At 67.2% G+C, this 19,514-nt stretch carries 23 protein-coding genes; 18 read left to right on the top strand and 5 right to left on the bottom strand.

The features are described 5' to 3' along the window. Positions 1–7: 7 nt before the first annotated feature. The 16 genes from ACZK29_RS05140 to ACZK29_RS05065 all read left to right on the top strand — a co-directional run bounded on the left by ACZK29_RS05140 (position 8) and on the right by ACZK29_RS05065 (position 13,335). Complete coding sequence (locus ACZK29_RS05140) at positions 8–1,009, top strand: KpsF/GutQ family sugar-phosphate isomerase (protein ID WP_049480171.1); 1,002 nt, start codon at positions 8–10, stop codon at positions 1,007–1,009. Between the two features lie 66 nt (positions 1,010–1,075). Then, on the top strand, positions 1,076–1,624 hold the full coding sequence (locus ACZK29_RS05135) for a KdsC family phosphatase (RefSeq protein WP_459048314.1): 549 nt from the start codon (positions 1,076–1,078) through the stop codon (positions 1,622–1,624). Further along, positions 1,621–2,196: an LPS export ABC transporter periplasmic protein LptC gene (lptC, locus tag ACZK29_RS05130; protein WP_478446749.1), complete on the top strand. Its 576-nt coding sequence runs from the start codon at positions 1,621–1,623 to the stop codon at positions 2,194–2,196. The genes ACZK29_RS05135 and lptC overlap by 4 nt, the downstream gene beginning before the upstream one ends. A 103-nt stretch (positions 2,197–2,299) precedes the next feature. Further along, a complete protein-coding gene (lptA, locus tag ACZK29_RS05125) occupies positions 2,300–2,851 on the top strand; it encodes a lipopolysaccharide transport periplasmic protein LptA (protein WP_459048315.1) in 552 nt (183 codons plus the stop codon). Next, positions 2,851–3,570 (top strand): LPS export ABC transporter ATP-binding protein, encoded by a 720-nt coding sequence (gene lptB / locus ACZK29_RS05120; protein ID WP_005408391.1) that lies wholly within the window; start codon positions 2,851–2,853, stop codon positions 3,568–3,570. Before lptA ends, lptB begins: the two co-directional genes overlap by 1 nt. A gap of 40 nt (positions 3,571–3,610) precedes the next feature. Beyond that, positions 3,611–5,032, top strand: coding sequence for an RNA polymerase factor sigma-54 (locus ACZK29_RS05115; RefSeq protein ID WP_111204809.1), 1,422 nt, complete (start codon positions 3,611–3,613; stop codon positions 5,030–5,032). A 58-nt stretch (positions 5,033–5,090) separates the two neighbouring features. Beyond that, positions 5,091–5,408, top strand: coding sequence for a ribosome hibernation-promoting factor, HPF/YfiA family (hpf, locus tag ACZK29_RS05110; protein WP_005415556.1), 318 nt, complete (start codon positions 5,091–5,093; stop codon positions 5,406–5,408). A 21-nt stretch (positions 5,409–5,429) separates the two neighbouring features. Next, the gene (locus ACZK29_RS05105; protein WP_111204807.1) at positions 5,430–5,882 is read left to right on the top strand and encodes a PTS sugar transporter subunit IIA; all 453 of its coding nucleotides are present in this window, start codon (positions 5,430–5,432) and stop codon (positions 5,880–5,882) included. Continuing rightward, complete coding sequence (gene hprK / locus ACZK29_RS05100; protein ID WP_099553978.1) at positions 5,879–6,829, top strand: HPr(Ser) kinase/phosphatase; 951 nt, start codon at positions 5,879–5,881, stop codon at positions 6,827–6,829. The genes ACZK29_RS05105 and hprK overlap by 4 nt, the downstream gene beginning before the upstream one ends. Before the next feature lie 26 nt (positions 6,830–6,855). After that, the gene (gene rapZ / locus ACZK29_RS05095) at positions 6,856–7,740 is read left to right on the top strand and encodes an RNase adapter RapZ (RefSeq protein ID WP_478446748.1); all 885 of its coding nucleotides are present in this window, start codon (positions 6,856–6,858) and stop codon (positions 7,738–7,740) included. Between the two features lie 406 nt (positions 7,741–8,146). Further along, positions 8,147–8,539: a PTS sugar transporter subunit IIA gene (locus ACZK29_RS05090; protein ID WP_005408386.1), complete on the top strand. Its 393-nt coding sequence runs from the start codon at positions 8,147–8,149 to the stop codon at positions 8,537–8,539. Next, on the top strand, positions 8,532–8,801 hold the full coding sequence (locus ACZK29_RS05085; protein WP_111204803.1) for an HPr family phosphocarrier protein: 270 nt from the start codon (positions 8,532–8,534) through the stop codon (positions 8,799–8,801). The genes ACZK29_RS05090 and ACZK29_RS05085 overlap by 8 nt, the downstream gene beginning before the upstream one ends. A 2-nt stretch (positions 8,802–8,803) precedes the next feature. Further along, positions 8,804–10,573, top strand: coding sequence for a phosphoenolpyruvate--protein phosphotransferase (gene ptsP, locus ACZK29_RS05080; protein ID WP_111204801.1), 1,770 nt, complete (start codon positions 8,804–8,806; stop codon positions 10,571–10,573). A 204-nt stretch (positions 10,574–10,777) separates the two neighbouring features. Then, positions 10,778–12,139, top strand: coding sequence for a magnesium transporter (gene mgtE / locus ACZK29_RS05075; RefSeq protein WP_005408383.1), 1,362 nt, complete (start codon positions 10,778–10,780; stop codon positions 12,137–12,139). A gap of 61 nt (positions 12,140–12,200) precedes the next feature. Continuing rightward, the gene (locus ACZK29_RS05070; protein ID WP_111204800.1) at positions 12,201–12,467 is read left to right on the top strand and encodes a hypothetical protein; all 267 of its coding nucleotides are present in this window, start codon (positions 12,201–12,203) and stop codon (positions 12,465–12,467) included. 70 nt (positions 12,468–12,537) lie between these two features. Then, on the top strand, positions 12,538–13,335 hold the full coding sequence (locus tag ACZK29_RS05065; protein WP_111204799.1) for a carboxylesterase family protein: 798 nt from the start codon (positions 12,538–12,540) through the stop codon (positions 13,333–13,335). Between the two features lie 120 nt (positions 13,336–13,455). Here ACZK29_RS05065 and ACZK29_RS05060 read toward each other — a convergent pair whose 3' ends face one another. The 4 genes from ACZK29_RS05060 to ACZK29_RS05045 form a co-directional block, all read right to left on the bottom strand. Further along, on the bottom strand, positions 13,456–13,947 hold the full coding sequence (locus ACZK29_RS05060) for an REP-associated tyrosine transposase (protein WP_005408380.1): 492 nt from the start codon (positions 13,945–13,947) through the stop codon (positions 13,456–13,458). Positions 13,948–14,194: 247 nt separating this feature from the next. Beyond that, positions 14,195–15,145 (bottom strand): aspartate carbamoyltransferase catalytic subunit, encoded by a 951-nt coding sequence (locus ACZK29_RS05055; protein ID WP_043398325.1) that lies wholly within the window; start codon positions 15,143–15,145, stop codon positions 14,195–14,197. 15 nt (positions 15,146–15,160) lie between these two features. Then, entirely contained in the window at positions 15,161–15,655 is a 495-nt protein-coding gene (gene ruvX, locus ACZK29_RS05050) for a Holliday junction resolvase RuvX (RefSeq protein WP_111193827.1), read from the bottom strand. Beyond that, complete coding sequence (locus ACZK29_RS05045) at positions 15,648–16,214, bottom strand: YqgE/AlgH family protein (RefSeq protein ID WP_005408377.1); 567 nt, start codon at positions 16,212–16,214, stop codon at positions 15,648–15,650. Before ACZK29_RS05045 ends, ruvX begins: the two co-directional genes overlap by 8 nt. A 91-nt stretch (positions 16,215–16,305) precedes the next feature. Between ACZK29_RS05045 and ACZK29_RS05040 the strand changes: the two genes are divergently transcribed. After that, positions 16,306–18,093 carry a DUF4153 domain-containing protein gene (locus ACZK29_RS05040; RefSeq protein ID WP_478446746.1) on the top strand — a complete coding sequence of 596 codons (1,788 nt, stop codon included), beginning with the start codon at positions 16,306–16,308 and terminating at the stop codon, positions 18,091–18,093. Then, entirely contained in the window at positions 18,090–18,635 is a 546-nt protein-coding gene (locus ACZK29_RS05035) for a DNA-3-methyladenine glycosylase I (protein WP_459047957.1), read from the top strand. The genes ACZK29_RS05040 and ACZK29_RS05035 overlap by 4 nt, the downstream gene beginning before the upstream one ends. Before the next feature lie 86 nt (positions 18,636–18,721). On the opposite strand, the gene ACZK29_RS05030 is transcribed toward ACZK29_RS05035, so the two are convergent. Next, positions 18,722–19,429, bottom strand: coding sequence for a YitT family protein (locus tag ACZK29_RS05030; protein WP_111193830.1), 708 nt, complete (start codon positions 19,427–19,429; stop codon positions 18,722–18,724). Positions 19,430–19,514 lie beyond the last annotated feature (85 nt).

The raw sequence follows: 19,514 nt of genomic DNA, 5'->3' as shown, positions 1-19,514 counted from the left end.
CGTCCGCATGGCCGAATCCCTGTTGCCCCCCCGTTCCGTCGACCCTGCCGGCCTGGTTGCCAGCGGCCGCCGCGTCTTCGAGATCGAGCGGCAGGCGCTGGATGCCGTGGCCGACCGCCTCGGCGAAGCCTTCCAGCAGGCCTGCCAGGCGATCCTGGCCAGCCGTGGCCGGGTGGTCGCCACCGGCATGGGCAAGTCCGGGCATATCGCCCGCAAGATCGCCGCCACCCTGGCCTCTACCGGTACCCCGGCGTTCTACGTGCACCCCGGCGAAGCCGGCCACGGCGACCTGGGCATGATCACCGAGGACGACGTGGTGCTGGCCCTGTCCTATTCGGGCGAGTCGGACGAGGTGCTGATGCTGCTGCCGGTGCTCAAGCGCCAGGGCAACGTACTGATTTCCATGACTGGCCGACCGCAGTCCAGCCTGGCCACCGCCGCCGACATCCACCTGGACGTGAGCGTGCCGGCCGAGGCCTGCCCGCTGGCACTGGCGCCCACCTCCAGCACCACCGCCTCGCTGGCGATGGGCGATGCACTGGCCGTGGCCCTGCTCGACGCACGTGGCTTCACCGCTGATGACTTCGCCCGTTCACACCCGGCCGGCAGCCTTGGCCGCCGCCTGCTGCTACACATCACCGACGTCATGCACACCGGCGAGGACCTGCCCAGCGTGGGCGCCGACGCCAGCCTCAGCGAAGCGCTGATGGAGATGAGCCGCAAGCGGCTGGGCATGACCGCCGTGGTCGACGCCGACGGCGTGCTGATCGGGCTGTTCACAGACGGCGACCTGCGCCGCGCGCTGGACAGCGCGCTGGACGTGCGCACCGCGAAGATCGCCGACGTGATGACCCGCAACCCGCGCACCATCGGCGCCGACCAGCTGGCCGTGGAGGCCGCGCGACAGATGGAAACCCAGAAGATCAATGGTCTGATCGTGGTTGATGGCCAGGGCCGCGCGGTCGGCGCCCTGAACATTCATGACCTGTTGCGGGCCCGGGTGGTTTAACCGACAGTCCATAGACCCCATTCAGTCTGTAACGCCGCACCCGCCCACAACGAGCCTGCCGCCCTGATGCCCTGGTCCCCCCTGCCCGCCTTCCCCGCCCACCTGCATGCCGCCGCGGCCCAGATCCGCCTGGCCTGCTTCGACGTGGACGGCACCCTCACCGACGGTCGGCTGTACTACGACAAGGACGGCAACGAGAGCAAGGCGTACTTCGTGCAGGACGGCCTGGGCCTGAAACTGCTGCAGCAGCACGGCATCCATCCCGTGCTGATCACCGCGCGCAACAGCCAGTCCGCGCTCAAGCGCGGCGCCGACCTCGGCATCGATACCCAGATCGCCGTGGGCGACAAGCTGGCCAGCGTGCAGGCGCTGTGTGCGCAGCACGGCGTCGGCCTGGAACAGGTGACGTTCATGGGCGATGACCTGCCCGACCTGGCGCCGCTGGGTGCGGTCGGCCTGGCCGTGGCCCCGGCCAACGCCCATCCGTGGATCGCCGAACGCGTGCACTGGCAGACCCGTGCCGAGGGTGGCCGTGGCGCCGCGCGCGAGCTGTGCGACATCCTGCTGGCCGCTCAGGGCCGCGTGGATGCGGTGCTGGCGAGGTTCGGCGCATGAACCTGCCCACCTTGAACTGGCGCACCCTGCTCGGCATCGGCCTACTGCTGGCTGCACTGCTCAGCAGCTGGGCGGCGCTGCGCAACCGCGACAAGGGGCCAGCCACGGGTGGCCAGGAAATCGGCGTGGATTACATCCTGCATGACTTCCAGATCGTCGCCCTGGATGAGCACGGCAAGGAATCGACCACTCTGCGCGCACCGCTGCTGGAGCGCCAGCGCGGCGACCAGACCATCAACATCGCCACCCCGCTGTTCGAGATGCCGGACAAGGATGGCAAGCACTGGACCCTGCGTGCCGAGACCGGCTGGCTCAGCGCCAAGGGCGACGAGATGAAGCTGCGCGGCAATGTCGCCGGCGACAGCCCGGCGGGCCCGGGCGTGGTGCCGACCACCTTCCGCACCGACCACCTGGACGTGTTCCCGAAGGACAACCGCGCCCGTACCGACGCCCTGGTGACCATGACCCGCCCGGGCATAGAACAGTCCGGCGTCGGCTTCGAGGTGGATTCCAAGAACAACACGTATCATTTCCTCAGCCAGTCCAAGGGCCGCTACACGCCCAAACGCTGATTCCGCCGCCAGCCCGCGACGTCTCCGGACAGGCGCAGGGCCGGCAGCCCCACCCTCCGCCCCCGGCCCGCCCGGGAGGCCCTCACCGGTAGAACGGACCCCGATGAAGATTCCCTTTGCCGCCGTACTCGCGCTCGGTCTTCTTGTCCCCAGCGCCGCCTTCGCCAAGTCCACCGACCGCAACGAAGACATGCACATCGATTCCGGCGCCCAGTCCGGCATGCTCACCGGCGACGGCAAGACCGTGCTGTCGCAGGGCGTGATCATCACCCAGGGCACGCTGGACCTGCGCTCGTCCGAGGCCGAGATCTACCTCAAGGACGGCGAGGCCGTGCGCGTGGTGTTCACCGGCAAGCAGGCCAAGATGAAGCAGCAGCTTGATGACGGCACCTGGATGGACGCGCTGGCTGACCGCATCGATTACGACATCAAGACCGAGATCATCACCCTGACCGGCAACTACAAGGTCACCAGCGCGCGCGGCACCAATGCCGGCCAGCGCATGGTCTACAACACCCGTACCGGCGAGATGAACTCCGGTGGTGACGGCAGCCGCGTGCGCACCGTCATCCCGCCGAAGAACAAGACCCCGGCGGCACCGGCGGCACAGCCCAGGGCCGCCACGCCGGCACAGCCGGCCGGGAGCAGAAAGTAATGCTCGTCGCCAAGGGCCTGCGCAAGAAGTACAAGCAGCGCGAAGTGGTCAAGGACTTCGGGCTGACCCTCGATGCGGGTGAAGTGGTGGGCCTGCTCGGCCCCAACGGCGCCGGCAAGACCACCTGTTTCTACATGATCGTCGGCCTGGTCGCCGCCGATGCCGGCAGCATCGTGCTCGACGGCAAGGACATTACCGGTGACCCGATGTACACCCGCGCCAAGCAGGGCGTGGGCTACCTGCCGCAGGAACCCTCGGTGTTCCGCAAGTTGACCGTGGCAGACAACATCCGCCTGGTGCTTGAACTGCGCGAGGACCTGGACTCGGCCGGCCGCGAGCGCGAATTGAACGGCCTGCTCGACGAACTGCAGCTGGGCCATGTCGCCGACCAGCTTGGCGCCAGCCTGTCCGGTGGCGAACGCCGCCGCTGCGAGATCGCCCGCGCACTGGCCGCGCAGCCGCGCCTGATCCTGCTCGACGAACCGTTCGCCGGTGTCGACCCGATTTCGGTCGGCGAGATCCAGCGCATCGTCACCCATCTCAAGCAGCGTGGCATCGGCGTGTTGATCACCGACCACAATGTGCGCGAGACCTTGGGTATCTGCGACCGCGCGTATATCCTCGCCGAGGGCAGCGTGCTGGCCCAGGGTTCGCCGGAGGCGATCCTGGACAATGCCGACGTGCGTCGGGTCTACCTTGGGGATTCCTTCAAGCTGTGACTGCGGTCGCCGGGTCCCTTTCCTTCCTTTCGGCACAGGCATGAAGACTCGGCTGCAGACATCGTTGGGACAGCAACTGGTGCTCACGCCCCAGTTGCAGCAGGCGATCAAGCTGCTGCAGATGTCGACCACCGAGCTGGAGCTGGAGATCGCGCAGGCAGTGGAGAGCAACCCACTGCTGGACTGGGCCGACAGCAACGACAGCAGCGCCGCCAACGAAGGCAGCGATGGCAACGACAACGAAGCGCCTGCAGAACGTAGCGATGAAGGCGACGACTGGGCGCCGGCCGAACTGGACTGGACGGCGACCGGCAGCGGTGGCAGCTTCGATGATGACGACGATACCGGCAGCGCCGCCGAACGCGTGGCCGAGACCGAGACGCTCGCCGACCACCTGCTGTGGCAGCTGCACCTGTCGCATCTTTCTGCCAGCGATCGCAGCATCGGCGCGGCACTGATCGATGCACTGGACGACGACGGTTACCTGCGCGAGCCGCTGGCCACCATCGCCGAAACCCTGTTGCCGGCGATCCACGCCGACGAGGACGAGATCCTCGCCGTGCTGCATCGCATCCAGCGTTTCGATCCGGTCGGTGTGGCTGCACGCACGCTTGGCGAATGCCTGCAGCTGCAGCTGGACGTGCTGGCCGACGAAACGCCGGGCCTGCTGCTGGCGCGACAGATTGCCGCAGGACCACTGGAGCGGTTGCCGCGCAGCGGCGTCGCCGGGCTCGCCCATGAACTGAAGCAGCCGATGGACGAGGTCGAGACCGCGGTCGCCCTGCTGCGCTCGCTGGACCCGCGTCCAGGTACACAGATCGCCCCCCTGTCGCAGGACACCTACGTGGTGCCGGACGTAGTGGTGTGGCGGCAGAACGGCGTGTGGCGTGCGGCGCTGGCCGGGCATGCCGGACCGAAAGTGGTGATCCATCGTGGCTACGAACAGCTGATCCGCCGCTGTGGCGACGCCGACGCAGGCTACCTGCGCGCCCAGCTGCAGGAAGCGCGCTGGCTGCTGAAGGGCCTGCAGCAGCGTGGCGAGACCCTGCTGCGTGTGGTGCGCAGCCTGATCCTGCAGCAGGCCGGTTTCCTGGAGTTCGGCGAGCAGGCCCTGCGCCCGCTGACCCTGCGCGAGATCGCCGCCGAGCTCGGCCTGCACGAATCCACAGTGTCGCGTGCGATCGCGCGCAAGCACGTGCGTACCCCGCGCGGCACCCTGCCGCTGCGCGCCTTCTTCGCCTCGGGCATTGATACCGAGGGTGGCGGCGAAGCATCCAGCACCGCCATCCAGGCGATGATCCGCCGCCTGATCGACGACGAGAACCCGCGCAAGCCGCTTTCTGACGCCAAGCTGGCTGACCTGCTCAAATCGTCGGGAATTCCAGTAGCGCGACGCACCGTGGCGAAGTATCGTGAAGCCATGAACATTTCCGCCTCGCACGAAAGGGTCAGAATCGCTTGACGCGCCGCCGCGCCCGGCGGAGAGGTTCATTGGCACATCCGAACACAGGAGAAACCCGATGCGCATCGAAACGTTTGGCAAAGATGTCGAAGTCACCCCGGCCCTGCAGTCCTATGTAGAGGAGAAGCTGGCCCGGATCGGCAAACACTTCGACCAGCACTGCGAAGCGCGGGTGACCCTCAAGCTGCAGAAGACCGAGCACCACGTCGACGCCAGCCTCAACATCCCGGGGCAGACCCTGCACGCCGAGGCCGGTGGCCAGACCATGTACGCCGCGATCGACCTGCTTGCGGACAAGCTTGACCGCCTGGTGATCAAGCACAAGGAGAAAAAACAGCAGCACGCACCGCTGCCGGTGGGCGACAATGGTGGCTGATCGCCATTGTTCCCCGCAGACATGCCCCTGACTGACCTCCTGGCGGCCGTGCAGACCCAGCTCTGCACGGCCACCGACCGTGACAGCGTCCTGCAGGCCGCCGCCGGGTTGCTGGCCTGCCGCCAGGCCAACGCCGAACAGATCTATCTGAACCTGTGCCAGCGCGAAGCGCTGGGCAGCACCGCGATCGGCCACGGTATCGCCATTCCCCACGGCCGCGCGCCGACCCTGGACCGCCCCCGTGGCGCCCTGCTGCGCCTGGCCACCCCGGTCGACTTCGGGGGCGACGAGCCGGTGGACCTGGTGTTCGCGATGGCCGTTCCCGCCCACTACACCCACCAGCACCTGATGCTGCTGTCCGAGCTGGCCGAATTGTTCTCGGCGCCGGATATCCGCCAGGCCCTGCGCCAGGCAGGCGACGCGCGGGCCCTGCGCAAGGTGCTGGACATGCCCCCACCTGCGAGTGCCGCATGAATACCAGCATCACCGCCCGTGAACTGTTCGAACAGCAGCGCGAGCGGCTGGGGCTGCGCTGGGCCGCGGGCCAGTCGGGTGAGAAGCGCGAGCTGGAAGCCGGCAATACGGTCTCCCGTCGCCCCTCGCTGGCCGGCTACCTCAATGCGATCTACCCCAACAAGGTGCAGATCCTGGGCACCGAGGAACTGTCCTGGCTGGACGCACTTGAACCGCGCCAGCGCTGGGAAACGATCGAAAAAATCATGCAGTCGCACCCGCTGGCACTGGTGCTGACCCGCAACCAGGCGTGCCCGGAAGACCTGCGTGCCGCCGCCGATGAATCCGGCACCCCGTTGTGGCTGTCACCCAAGCGCGGCCACGAACTGCTCAACCACCTGTCCTACCATCTGGCACGGACGCTGGCGCCGCGGGTGATCCTGCACGGTGTGTTCATGGAGATCTACTCCATCGGCGTGCTGATCACCGGCGAAGCGGGATCCGGCAAGAGCGAACTGGCGCTGGAGCTGCTCAGCCGTGGCCATCGCCTGGTGGCCGACGATGCCCCCGAATTCACCCAGATCGCACCCGATGTACTCGACGGCACCTGCCCGGAGCTGCTGCAGGACCTGCTGGAAGTGCGCGGCCTGGGCGTGTTGAACGTGCGCGAGATGTTCGGCGACACGGCTGTAAAGAAGAACAAGTACCTTCGGCTGATCGTTCACCTGACCAAGCCGATGACCGAACCCACCCCGCATGGCTACGAGCGCCTGACCGGCGATTCGGGCACCCGCCATGTGCTGGACCTGGACGTGCCGCTGATCACCCTGCCAGTGATGCCCGGTCGCAACCTGGCCGTGCTGACCGAGGCGGCCACACGCCTGCATATCCTGCGGACCAAGGGCATCGACCCGGCGGCGATGTTCATCGCCCGCCACAGCAACCTGCTGGAACGGCGAACGCCCTGACCCCCTGCCCTTCGAAGAGCCTTTCCATGAGCACCGTCACCCCCTCCGCCCCGACCCTGATCATCGTCAGCGGCCTGTCCGGCTCGGGTAAATCCGTCGCCCTGAAGACCTTCGAGGACCAGGACTACTACTGCTCGGACAACCTGCCGATCAACCTGCTGCCGGACTTCGTACGCAGCCTGCTGGCCAACCGCGGCGGCAGTGCACCGCGCCGGCTGGCCGTAGGCATCGACGTGCGTGGGCAGGCCGACCTGAGCCAGCTGGGCGACTGGCGGCAGCTGGCCGCCGACGCCGGCGTGGACGTGAAGGTGCTGTTCTTCGAAGCCAAAGACGAGACGCTGCTCAAGCGCTACGCCGATACCCGCCGCCGCCATCCGTTGAGCCAGCTGGGGCTGTCCCTGCCCGAAGCCATCGCCCGCGAACGCGAGTTGACCGCACCACTGCGCCGCGAGGCCGATGCGGTGATCGACACCAGCAGCCTCAACGTGCACCAGCTGCGGCGCCGGATCATCACCGAGTTCGCGATGGACCACGCCACCGGCCTGTCGCTGCTGTTCGAATCGTTCGCCTACAAGCGCGGTGTGCCCGCCGAGGCGGACTTCGTGTTCGACGCCCGCGTGCTGCCCAATCCGCACTGGGACCCGGACCTGCGGGCGCTGAGCGGTCGCGAACCCGGCGTGCGCGACTACCTGGAAGCGCAGCCGGATGTGCAGCGCTACCTGGCCCAGCTGATGGACTTCCTCGATACCTGGCTGCCGAAGCTGGGGGATGGCACCCGCAGCTACGTGACCGTGGCGTTCGGCTGCACCGGCGGCAAGCACCGGTCGGTGTTCCTGGCCGAGCGCATGGCCCGGCATGCCCGCGAGATGGGCTGGGAAGACGTGGCGACGTACCACCGCGAACAGGATTGAGGGTGGTCGGCCGGGCTGCGCCCGGCACCCGCCGGTAGTGCCGGCCGCTGGCCGGCAACAGCAACAGCAACAGCGGCACTCCGTGGGATGGCGGGGCGGATCCAGTTGCGGGGGACGCCGTAAACCCATCCGTGGGGGCTTGGCCGCGGCATCCATGCCGCGGACACCCCCGCAACCGGACCCACCCCGCCTCTGACAGATTCCGTGTGCTGTTGGTGGGTGTCGACCTTGGTCGACACGATCCACGCCATGCGTGGATGAATCTCTGTCAGGCATCGAAAAAACGGAAAGGGCCGGCGCCCTTTTCAACGGAAAAGGGCTCCGACCCGAGCATCGCTGAATACGGGACACAGTGCCCCTCTCCTGCTGCTATCGCCAATTCACCCTGACCTGTTAACGTGCAGTAATGACCTGTGGCATTCTCCTCGTAACACATCCTGGGGTCGGGACCGCCCTGCTTGACGTGGCGACCCGGCTCCTGCGGCAATTGCCGCTGAAAACCGAAGCTTTCGAAGTACCGTTCGACGCAGACCTGGACGCTCTTCTCCCGCTTGCCTCGGCCGCCCTGCGGCGGGTCGATGGGGGTGACGGCGTGCTGATCCTGACCGACCTGTACGGCGCCAGCCCCGCCAACCTTGCCGGGCAGCTGGCCCGGCTGGGGACCCCGGTTCGCCGGGTGTCGGCGCTGAGCCTGCCGATGTTGCTGCGGGTGATGAATTATCCGGAACAGGGACTGGATCAACTGCCCGCCACAGCCGCGGCGGGTACCCGTAATGGAGCGATAGTCGACGATGCTTGAACGAGAACTCACCGTGAGCAACCGCCTGGGCCTGCACGCCCGGGCCACCGCCAAGCTGGTGCAGACCCTGGCGCCGTTCCGCTGCAACGTGACCATGGCCGCCAAGGGCCGTGAGATCAACGCCAAGAGCATCATGGGCGTGATGCTGCTGGCCGCCGGCCAGGGCACCCCGGTCACCGTGCGCATCAGCGGCGAGGACGAAGCCGCCGCGATGGAGGCGGTGGTCGACCTGTTCGAACGCCGTTTCGACGAGGACAGCTGAGCGTGCCACGCGCACGCGCCGGCCAGCCCCCTTCCGGCCAAAGGCCGGTACTGCTGCTGGCCGGCCACGGTGCCGCCCGCGGCACGGCAATGGGCCGCGCCCGCGTGCGACTCCCGCATGCATTGGAAGTGGCCGAGCAGCGCGTTGCGGCCAACCAGGTCGAGGCCGAGCTGGCCTGCCTGCATCGCGCGGTGGATGCCGCACGCACGGAGATGCACGAACTGCGCCAGCGCCTGCATGGAGCGCTGAACCAGGAAGTGGGTGAGTTCCTCGACCTGCATGCGCTGCTGCTGGACGATCCCGAGCTGCTGTATGGCCTGGACGAACTGATCCGCAGCGGACCGTACAGCGCCGGCTATGCATTGCGCCTGCAGCGCGACCGCCTGGCCAAGGTCTTCGACGGGATGGACGATGCCTACCTGAAGAGCCGCATGGACGACCTCGACCATGTGATCGGCCGCATCCATGCCTTCCTGCAGCCCGAACGCCCGCCGGCGGTGAAAGGCCTGGCCGGCGAGATCTTGGTCTGCGACAACATCGCGCCCTCCGAACTGGCACAGCTGCAGGCACAGGGTGTGGTCGGCATCGTCACCGCTGCCGGCAGCGCGCTCTCGCACAGCGCGATCCTTGCGCGCAGCCTGCACCTGCCCTTGATCGTCAACGTGCCACAGCTGCTCAGCCGCATCGCCGATGGCGACGTGCTGATCATCGATGGCGCCGACGGCAGCATCACCGCCAATCCGCAGGCCGACAATCTGCGCGACTACCGCGCGCGACTGAAGGAACATGCACGCGAACAGCGCGAGCTTGGCCGCCTGCGCAGCAAGCCCAGCCGCACCCGCGACCAGGTCGACATCGCCCTGCTGGCCAATGCCGAATCGCTGGAGGACGTAACCCAGGCACATGCGCTGGGCGCCCACGGCCTCGGCCTGTACCGCACCGAATTCCTGTTCCTGCAGCGCAACGAGCTGCCGGACGAAGAAGAACAGTTCCAGACCTACCGCGATGCCGCCCTGGGCATGAGCGGACGACCGGTGACCATCCGCACCCTCGACCTGGGTGCGGACAAGGCTGATCGCACCGGCCTGACCCTGAGCAACGAAGAAAACCCAGCGCTCGGCCTGCGCGGCGTACGCCTGTCGCTGGCACGGCCGAAGGTGGCCGACACCCAGCTGCGCGCGATCCTGCGCGCCTCGGCCTACGGCAAGCTGCGGGTGCTGGTGCCCATGGTCAGCACCCGTGAGGAACTGCTGGCAGTGCGCCGGCGCATGCTCAAGCTGACCGAGCAGCTGCGCGGCGAAGGCCACATGGTGTCCGACCACGTGCCACTGGGCGCGATGATCGAAGTTCCTGCGGCTGCGCTGGCATTGGAAAGCTTCATCGACCTGGTCGATTTCCTGTCGATCGGCACCAATGACCTGGTGCAGTACCTGCTGGCGGCCGACCGCAACAATGAAGCACTGGGTGAGCTGTATTCACCGTTGCACCCGGCGGTACTGCGGCTGCTGCAGATGGTGATCGAGACCGGCGCGCGCCACCGCATCCCGGTGGCGGTCTGTGGCGAGATGGCCGGCGATGCGCGGATGACCCCACTGCTGCTGGCACTGGGCCTGACCGAATTCAGCCTGCACCCGGGCACGCTGCTGGAAGTACGCCGCGCGATCCGCGAGGCCGACCTGGCCACGTTGCGCGCGCGCGCCCCCAAGCTGCTGGCCGCGCGCGACCGCCGCGCCATCGAGCGCTGGATGGCGCTGGTAGCGGATACGCCCTGACCGCCAAAGGTAGTGCCGGCCGCTGGCCGGCAATCGCCCCCATCGAGATCCATGAGGTTGCCGGCCAGCGGCCGGCACTACCCTCGGCGGCCATGCCCGGCGGCTATGCGTTGAAACATCCCCTTGCGATAATGACACGCTGAACACCCCTGTTGCCGCATCCTTGCCGGGATCGCGGCTTTTCTTATCCCCGCGGGAGCTGCGATGGCTGAAGCTGTACGCCACGACAAGACTGCGCGCCAACTGCGGATGCTGTCCGATGCACTGGACAGCGGCCGGCTGGGCCCGGTGCGTCGCCTGGTCAACACCCTGGCCCCGGCCGAGATCGGCAACCTGCTCGAATCGCTGCCGCCGGGCAAGCGCGAGGTGGTGTGGGGCCTGGTTGATCCGGAAGATGACGGCGAGGTGCTGGTCCACGTCGGCGACGACGTGCGCGAAAGCCTGCTCGCGGACATGGACCCGGACGAGATCATCGCCGCGGTCGAAGACTTGGACATCGACGATCTGGCCGACCTCGTCGAAGACCTGCCGGATACGGTCATCGACGAAGTCCTCAAGTCGATGGATCGCGAGAACCGCGAGCGCCTGGAACAGGTGCTGTCCTATCCCGAGGACAGTGCCGGCCGCCTGATGAACCCGGACGTGGTGACCGTGCGCGCCGACGTCAATGTCGACGTCGTGCTGCGTTACCTGCGCCTGCGCGGTGAACTGCCCGACCACACCGACCATCTGTTCGTGGTCAGCCGCCGCCACCAGTACCTCGGCCGCGTGTCGCTGGCGGCACTGGTCACCCACGAGGACACCACACCGATCAACCGCCTGATCGACGACGAGCAGCCAGCCATCGACGTCGGCGAGAGCGACCAGGAAGTCGCCCGCCAGTTCTCCGACCATGACTGGATCTCCGCGCCGGTGGTGGACGACAACAACATCCTGATCGGCCGCATCACCATCGATGACGTGGTCGACATCATCCGCGGCCAGGCCGAGCACCAGGCGCTGGGCGCCGCCGGCCTGGACGAGGACGAGGATCTGTTCAGCCCGGTCTGGCGCGCGATGCGCCGCCGCCTGATGTGGCTGTCGGTGAACCTGTGCACGGCCTTCCTGGCCTCCAGCGTGGTTGGTCATTTCGAGGGCACCATCGACAAACTGGTGGCGCTGGCGGTGCTGATGCCGATCGTTGCGGGCCTCGGCGGCAACGCCGGCACCCAGGTGCTGGCACTGATGGTGCGCGGCCTGGCGCTGGGCCAGGTGGGCGCCTCCAACGCCCGCACCCTGCTGTGGAAGGAAGTCCGGGTCGCGCTGCTGAACGGCGTGATGCTGGGTTCGGTGCTGGGCCTGATCGTGCTGGCCTGGTTCCATTCGCCCGGCCTGTCGGCGGTGATCGCCATCGCGCTGACCTGCAACCTGCTGTTCGCTGCATTGGCCGGCGTGCTGGTGCCACTGACCCTGAAGCGCTTCGGCTTCGACCCGGCGCTGGCCAGCGGCATCTTCCTGACCGCCGTGACCGACTCGATGGGCTTCTTCACCTTCCTCGGCCTGGCCACCCTGGTGCTGCTGCACTGACCGTCCCAAGGGTCCGATCCCCGCCACGCGGGGCTCCGACCCATTCCCACTGGAACATCCCATGGCAACAACAATCGAAAACTACTTCCAGCCCGGCTGGCGCGACCAGCAGCACACCTGCCCGGCCTGTGAATGGAAGGGCAGCTCGCGCGCCATGGAAATGGAACTGGACGAGGACGCCACCGAGTACGACTGCCCGGTCTGCGAGAACCCGCTGCTGGTGGTGCTGCACCCGGACATTGCGCAGGTGCAGGCCGCCGCCGCCGAAGGCAATGCCGAAGCACGGGAGCAGTTGGAGATCATCGCCAGCTTCCCGCGCCCGCAGTGACGCGGCGCACGATGCCGGGCCGACGTCGGCGGACTACGATGCAGGCGATCTCGCCGCTTCGGAAAATCTCATGGTCCGTTTGCTGTCGCGCTGGCTGCCACTGCTGGCCCTTCTGATGATGAGCGGTTGCACTTCGCTGCCGGACAGCGCGCGTGGCCGCTTCGAAGCACGTGCGGTGAAGGTGGACGGGCAAACGGCTTACTACCAGGTATTCATTCCGGCCGGCGTGCAGACCGCCGCACCTCCCCACCTTCCGGTCATCCTGTTCCTGCACGGCTCCGGCGAGCGCGGCGCCGATGGTGTCAAGCAAACCCACGCCGGGCTGGGGCCTTACCTACGCGAGCATCCCGACTTCCCCGCCCTGGTGGTGTTCCCGCAGGTACCGGGCCACGAGGAATGGAGCGGCCGCAACAACCGTGCCGCAGTGGCCGCGCTGGACGCGACGATCGCCGAATTCGGCGCCGATCCGGCACGGCAATACCTGACCGGCATGTCGATGGGCGGCTATGGCAGCTGGAACATCGCATTGGACGACCCACGCCGCTTTGCCGCGATCGTCCCCGTGTGCGGCGCGGTGCTCGCCCCGCGTGCGGTACGCCCGACCCTGTTCGTCGAGCAGGTCGCCCAGGAAACCGATCCGTATGCGGTCATCGCGCAGCGCTTGCAGCACACGCCGATCTGGATCTTCCACGGCGCACTGGATGACGTGGTGCCGCCGGACGACGACCGCCGGCTGCACAGCGCCTTCCTGGCCACCAATGCGCGCGACGTGCGCTATACCGAGTACCCCGACGGCAACCACAACGCCTGGGACGCCACCTACGCCGACCCGGCAATGTGGGATTGGCTGTTCGCGCAGAAGCGGTGAACCGCAGCTTCTGCTGGGAAACACCTGTTGGTGGATGCCTACCGTTGGTCGGCTTGGGTATTGGTGGGTGCAGGCCGTTGGTCGGCTTGGGTATGGGTGGGTGCCGACCGTTGGTCGGCACTACCTCTCCGCTTCGGGGTAATCCATTGCCTGGTACCTCTCATCGATCTCCCATCGGCACCAGGCATACGGATACTCTCCCACGCAGCTCGCCAAGTTCGCCCTGACCGGGTTGGCGACGATGTACATCGCATGGCGAAACAGTGATTCTTCAGAACGAATGGCGTGATCGTGATAGCTCGATTGCCAGAATGGTCCTGTCCTACCCAGCATGCGGTTGATCCGCAATGCACTGCTCGATTTGAAGCGTTGCATGATGTAGTCCAGCGAGAACGCACGGATCTCCACAAGCCAATGGATGTGGTCCGGCATGACCACATAGGCAAGTGAGTGAGTCAGGCCCTCAGCATCAATGCGACGGAACACATCCATCACCTCCTGTGCCGCAGTGGCATCATCGAAGTAGCGTCGACGCTCCTGGATGACGGTGGTCAGGATGTAGGATTGTCCGATCCGGGAATGGCGGCCAAGGCGTAGGCGTGCGCGGCTCATGGGCCCAAGCGTGCGCCTGCCGCTACTCCGGTTCTATCGGGCAATCACGTCAGTACAGGTAGGCCCGGAACCATTCAATGGCTAGGCCCGCACTTCACCGCACTGACGGTTCAGTGCCGACCAACGGTCGGCACCCACCGGATCGGATAAGGTCAGATCAACCATGCCGACCAACGGTCGGCACACACCGGATCGGATAAGGACAGATCAACCGTGCCGACCAACGGTCGGCACCCACCAGGGCAGATCAGCCCAGCAGGGTTTCCAGCACGGCCATGCGCACGGCGACGCCGTTGGCGACCTGGCGCAGTACCCACGACTGCGGGCCGTCGGCCACCTCGTCGGTCACTTCCACGCCGCGGTTGATCGGGCCCGGGTGCAGCACCGCGGCATCCTTGCCGGCACGGGCCAGGCGTTCGTTGGTCAGTCCGTACTGGGCGTGGTACTGCTCAAGTGACGGCACCAGGCCTTCTTCCATGCGTTCGCGCTGCAGTCGCAGCATCATCAGCGCGTCGACGCCTTCCAGCATCGCGTCGAAATCATCGCCGACCACGCAGCCCTTCAGCGTCTCGTCATCCGGCAGCAGCGACTGCGGGCCGCAGACCCGGATCTCGCCCACCCCCAGCGTGCGCAGCGCGTGCAGGTCGGTGCGGGCCACGCGCGAGTGCTTCACGTCGCCGACGATCACGACTTTCAGCTTCGAGAAATCCGGGCCCTTGGCCTGGCGCAGGGTCAGCATGTCCAGCAGGCCCTGGGTCGGGTGCGAACTGCGGCCGTCACCCGCATTGATCAGCGCGGTGCCCTCGCCTGCCGCATCGGCCAGCGCGGCCACGGCACCGTCATCGGGGTGGCGCACTACAAAGCCGCGCACGCCCATCGCTTCCAGATTGCGCAGCGTGTCGCAGGCGGTCTCGCCCTTGCGGGTGGAGGAGGTCGAGGCGTCGAAATTCAGCACGTCCGCCCCCAGCCGCTGCGCGGCCAGCTGGAACGAACTGCGGGTGCGCGTGGACGGTTCGAAGAACAGCGTGCACACCGCCGAACCGGCCAGCACATGGCGCTTGTTGCCGACGCGGCCGACCGCGGCATCGCGGATCTGCCCTGCCCGGTCGAGCAGCTGCAACAGGGTTTCGCGCGGCAGGCCCTCCAGGGTCAGCAGGTGGCGCAGGCGTCCGGAGGCATCGATTTGCTGGGCAGTCATGGCGGTGTCGGGCAGTCAGGGAATGGGGGTGGCGTCGTCCGGCGACGACAGCCAGCGGTCGATGATCACCGCCGCGGCCACGGCATCGAGGGCGGCCGCGTCGCGACGACGCTTGCGCCCTTCGGCGCGCTCGACGGCGAAGCGGCGGGCGGCCTCGACCGAGCTGGAACGTTCGTCGATCATCACCACCGGCAGCTTGAAGCGTTCCCGCAGCTGGCGGGCGAAGCCCTGCGCGCGCTTGCGGTTGGGCTGGTCCTGGCCGTCCAGGGTCAGCGGGTCGCCGACCACCAGGCCGTCGGGCTTCCATTCCTTGAGCAGGCGTTCGATCGCGGTCCAGTCCGGGCCGTTGCCGTGCACATCGACCACGGCCACCGCGCGCGCATGCGCCGCGAACGCACTGCCGATGGCCACGCCGATCCGTCGCGAGCCGACATCGAAGCCCAGAACGGTGCCGTCACGGCGGATCGCCGGGGCAGCAGCATCCGACGCGGGCGTGATGGGCTCAGACATGGCCGCTGTAGTCGGTCAGCCGGAACAGGTCCACGCCGATGCGTGAGGCCGCGCCCTGCCAGCGCTGCTCCAGCGGCAGCTGGAACACCAGCTCGGCATCGGCCGGCACGGTCAGCCAGCTGTTCTCGGACAGCTCGCTTTCCAGCTGCCCTGCGCCCCAACCGGCACAGCCGAGGGTGACCACGGCATTGGCCGGACCTTCGCCGCGCGCCATCGCTTCGAGGATGTCGCGCGAGGTGGTCAGGTACAGGCCGTCGCCCACGGTCAGGCTGGAATCCCACGCCCGCGCGTCGTCATGGATGACGAAGCCGCGCTCGGGATGCACCGGACCGCCGTTGAGCACCATGCGCGCCTGCAGGTCGCCATCACCGGTGGTGATGTCCATCTGTGCAAGCACTTCACCCAGCGTGTACTCGGAAGGCTGGTTGACCAGCACGCCCATCGCTCCGTTCTCGTCGTGCTGGCAGATCAGCGCGACGCTGCGGGCGAAGGTCGCGTCGAGCAGCGACGGCAGCGCGACGAGCAGGTGATCGGCAAGGGAGGTCGGCGTTACAGGCATGGTCCTATTCTACCTGCTGGGGGCGGGATGGTCGCGCGATGGCGTCGAACAGCGATGGGCTAGGATGGTGCTTTGCCATGGAAGGTCATCGATGCAGTCTTCAACGCCCCTGACCCTGCCGGCACGCAGCGCCATCGTCCTGATTGCCCTGCTGCAGGGTCTGATGCTGTTTGCCGCGCAGGAACTGTCCGATGCGTGGCCGTTCCGCGATATCGGCTGGCGCTACTGCTGGTACGCCTGGGTGCTGGCCATTCCCAGCGCGGTGGCGCTGAGCCTGGTGGAGCTGGGCCAGCGCCGCCTGTGGCTGCAGGCCGTGCTCGGCTCGACGGTGGTGCTGGCGCTGGCCGGCTGGGTCGGCTGGAACCTCACTGGCGAGACCGCACTGGAATCGGGCGCGTTGCAGCTTCCATTGACCCTGGGCATTGCCGTTGCTGTGTTCGTGGTCCTGCCCTGGTGGCAGTTCCAGCTGCAGCACGGGCACTGGCGTGCCAGCTACCCCGAGCTGTTCGAGCGCGCCTGGCAGAATGGTTTGACCCTGGCCCTGGCGGCACTGTTCACCGGGCTGACCTGGCTGCTGTTGTGGCTGTGGTCGGCGCTGTTCCAGCTGCTCGACGTGACCGTCTTCCGCGATCTGTTCCGGCAGGACGCGTTCATCGCACTGGCCACCGGCAGCCTGGCCGGGTTCGGCGTACTGATCGGGCGCACCCAGCACCGCGCGATCCAGATCACCCGCCAGGTGCTGTTCGCGATCTGCCGTGGACTGTTGCCACTGCTCTCGTTCATCGCCGTATTGTTCGTGCTGAGCCTGCCGCTTACCGGGCTGGAACCGCTGTGGAAGACCCGTTCCGCCGCCAGCCTGCTGGCGGTGGTGTCGCTGCTGCTGGTGACGTTCACCAATGCGGTCTATCAGCAGGGGGACGACGGTGCACCCTACCCTCTCGTGCTGCGCAGGCTGGTCGAGGCCAGCCTGCTGACGCTGCCGGTTTACGCCGCGCTGGCGCTGTATGCATTGGGCCTGCGCGTGGCGCAGTACGGCTGGACCTTGGACCGGTTCTGGGCGGTACTCGTCGCTTTGGCCATGGCCGGCTATGCCGTGGGCTATGCCCTGGCGGTACTGCGCCGACAGGGGCGCTGGTTGCAGATGCTGGAGCCGGTCAACCGCTGGATGTGCTGGGCGGTGCTGGCACTGGCATTGCTGGGCAATTCGCCCGTGCTGGATCCTATTCGGCTTACCCTGTCCAGCCAGCTGGCGCGCCTGCGTGCGGACCCGCCAGCGATCACCAGCAGTGACGTCAACGTGCTGCGCTTCGATCTCGGGCGGCGTGGCGTGCAGGCGCTGCGCGAGTTGCAGCGTGACCCGGCCATCACCGCCGATGCCAACGCGCCGCAGGTGATCGCTGCAGCGCTGGCACGTACCTCACGCTGGGACGACGGCCATCGCCTCGACAAGGGGCCGCAGGACGTCGCCGCCCTGCAGCGCGCGCTGAAGCTGGCCAAGGGATCCAGCTCGCCACCGGACGATTGGTGGCAGGCACTGGCCACGCGCGCGATCAATGGCGAATCCTGCGCCCAGGGCGAGCGCGACTGCCTGATCGTCCATAGCGACCTGGACGGCGATGGTAGCGGCGAAGTGCTGCTGTGTGAGCTGTACACCCACCGTGGACCGGACTGCGTGCTGTACGCGCGAAGCAGGGATGCCCAGTGGCGCCGGGCCGGTTCGCTGTTCGGCACCGTCAGCGGCCAGGCCGAAGCCATCAACCAGGCCCTGCGTGATGGCGAACTCACGCTCGAACCGCCGCGCTGGCCGATGCTGTCCATCGGCGGGCGCCCTGCGGTGGCCATCGATCCCGAACCCGAATCCAACGAGTCTTCCCCATGAGCGGTTACTGCCTCATCGCCCCGGGCCATCCGGTGCATGACTACTACCACGCCAACGAATACGGCTTCCCGCAGCGTGACGAGCGCGAGCTGTTCGAGCGGCTGGTGCTGGAGATCAACCAGGCCGGCCTGAGTTGGGAAACGATCCTGAAGAAGCGCGAGGGCTTCCGCGCAGCCTATGACGGCTTCGATGTGGACCGTGTGGCGGCGTACGCCGAGCAGGACATCGAGCGCCTGCTGTCGGACGCAGGCATCATCCGCAACCGGCTGAAGGTGCTGGCGGCGATCCACAACGCGCAGGTGATCCAGCAGCTGCGGGCCAGCCACGGCAGCTTCGCGGCGTGGCTGGATGCGCACCACCCGCGCAGCAAGGCCGACTGGGTGAAGCTGTTCAAGAAGACGTTCCGCTTCACCGGCGGCGAAATCACCGGCGAGTTCCTGATGAGCCTGGGCTACCTGCCGGGGGCGCACGCCGAGGATTGCCCGGTGCATGCGCGGCTACTGAAGCTGTCGCCGCCGTGGTTGCAGACCGCCGGCGGTTGATCGGCGCTCGTGCCAGCCACGCATGGCGTGGCTCTACTGCATGCTGCGGGTGATCTACACGTTCCCGGCGAACGCGGAGAACGCGATCACACCCCCATGTAACGGCCGGGGCGGTGGTTGAACATCAGCACCAGGCTGAGCACCACCGCGCCGATGGCCGAGTACAGCACCTTCGACGGCGACAGCACGAAGAACGCGGCCACCATCAGGCAGGCGTCGTAGGACATCTGCACCTTGCCCGCGCTCCAGCCGCGGGTGCGCTGCAGGTACACCGCCAGGATGCCGATGCCACCCAGGCTGGCACGGTGGCGGATGAAGAACAGGATGCCCAGGCCCGACAACGCGCCACCGACGATCGCCGAATACAGCGGGTGGATGTGCGAGAAGTCGATCCAGCGTGGCAACAGATCGGTCAGCACGCCACAGGCGGTGACCGCGGCAAAGGTCTTCAGTGTGAATTCCCAGCCCATGCGCCGCAGCGCCACCCAGTAGAACGGCAGGTTGACCAGCACGAACACCACGCCGAAGTTCCAGTCCAGCGCGTAATGCAGCAGGAAGGCCAGGCCGGCCATGCCGCCGATCATCAGCCCGCTCTTGGCGAAGATGGCCAGACCCAGCGAGGCCACCATCGTGGCCAGCACCATGCCCTGCACATCCTCGGCGATCGAGTGGCGCAGCGCTTTTTCGTCGGCGGTGGTACCAGCGCTGTCGGGCGGCGGGGTCAACGGACCGGCAGTGACCAGGTGGCCGTCAGCGTCGTCGCACGGCGCGGGGCCATGGGAGGGAAGGGACATACAGGTGGGGGAACAGCAGGTGGGGAGCGCTATTAGACACGATCCGCATGACAGTTGCAGATGAAATCGTTCAGCTGAATGCGCC

It is taken from the genome of Stenotrophomonas sp. 89682_Sma (genome assembly GCF_056481405.1).
Note: the sequence above shows the minus strand (reverse complement) of the source record. Positions and strands in the feature narration are given on the sequence as shown.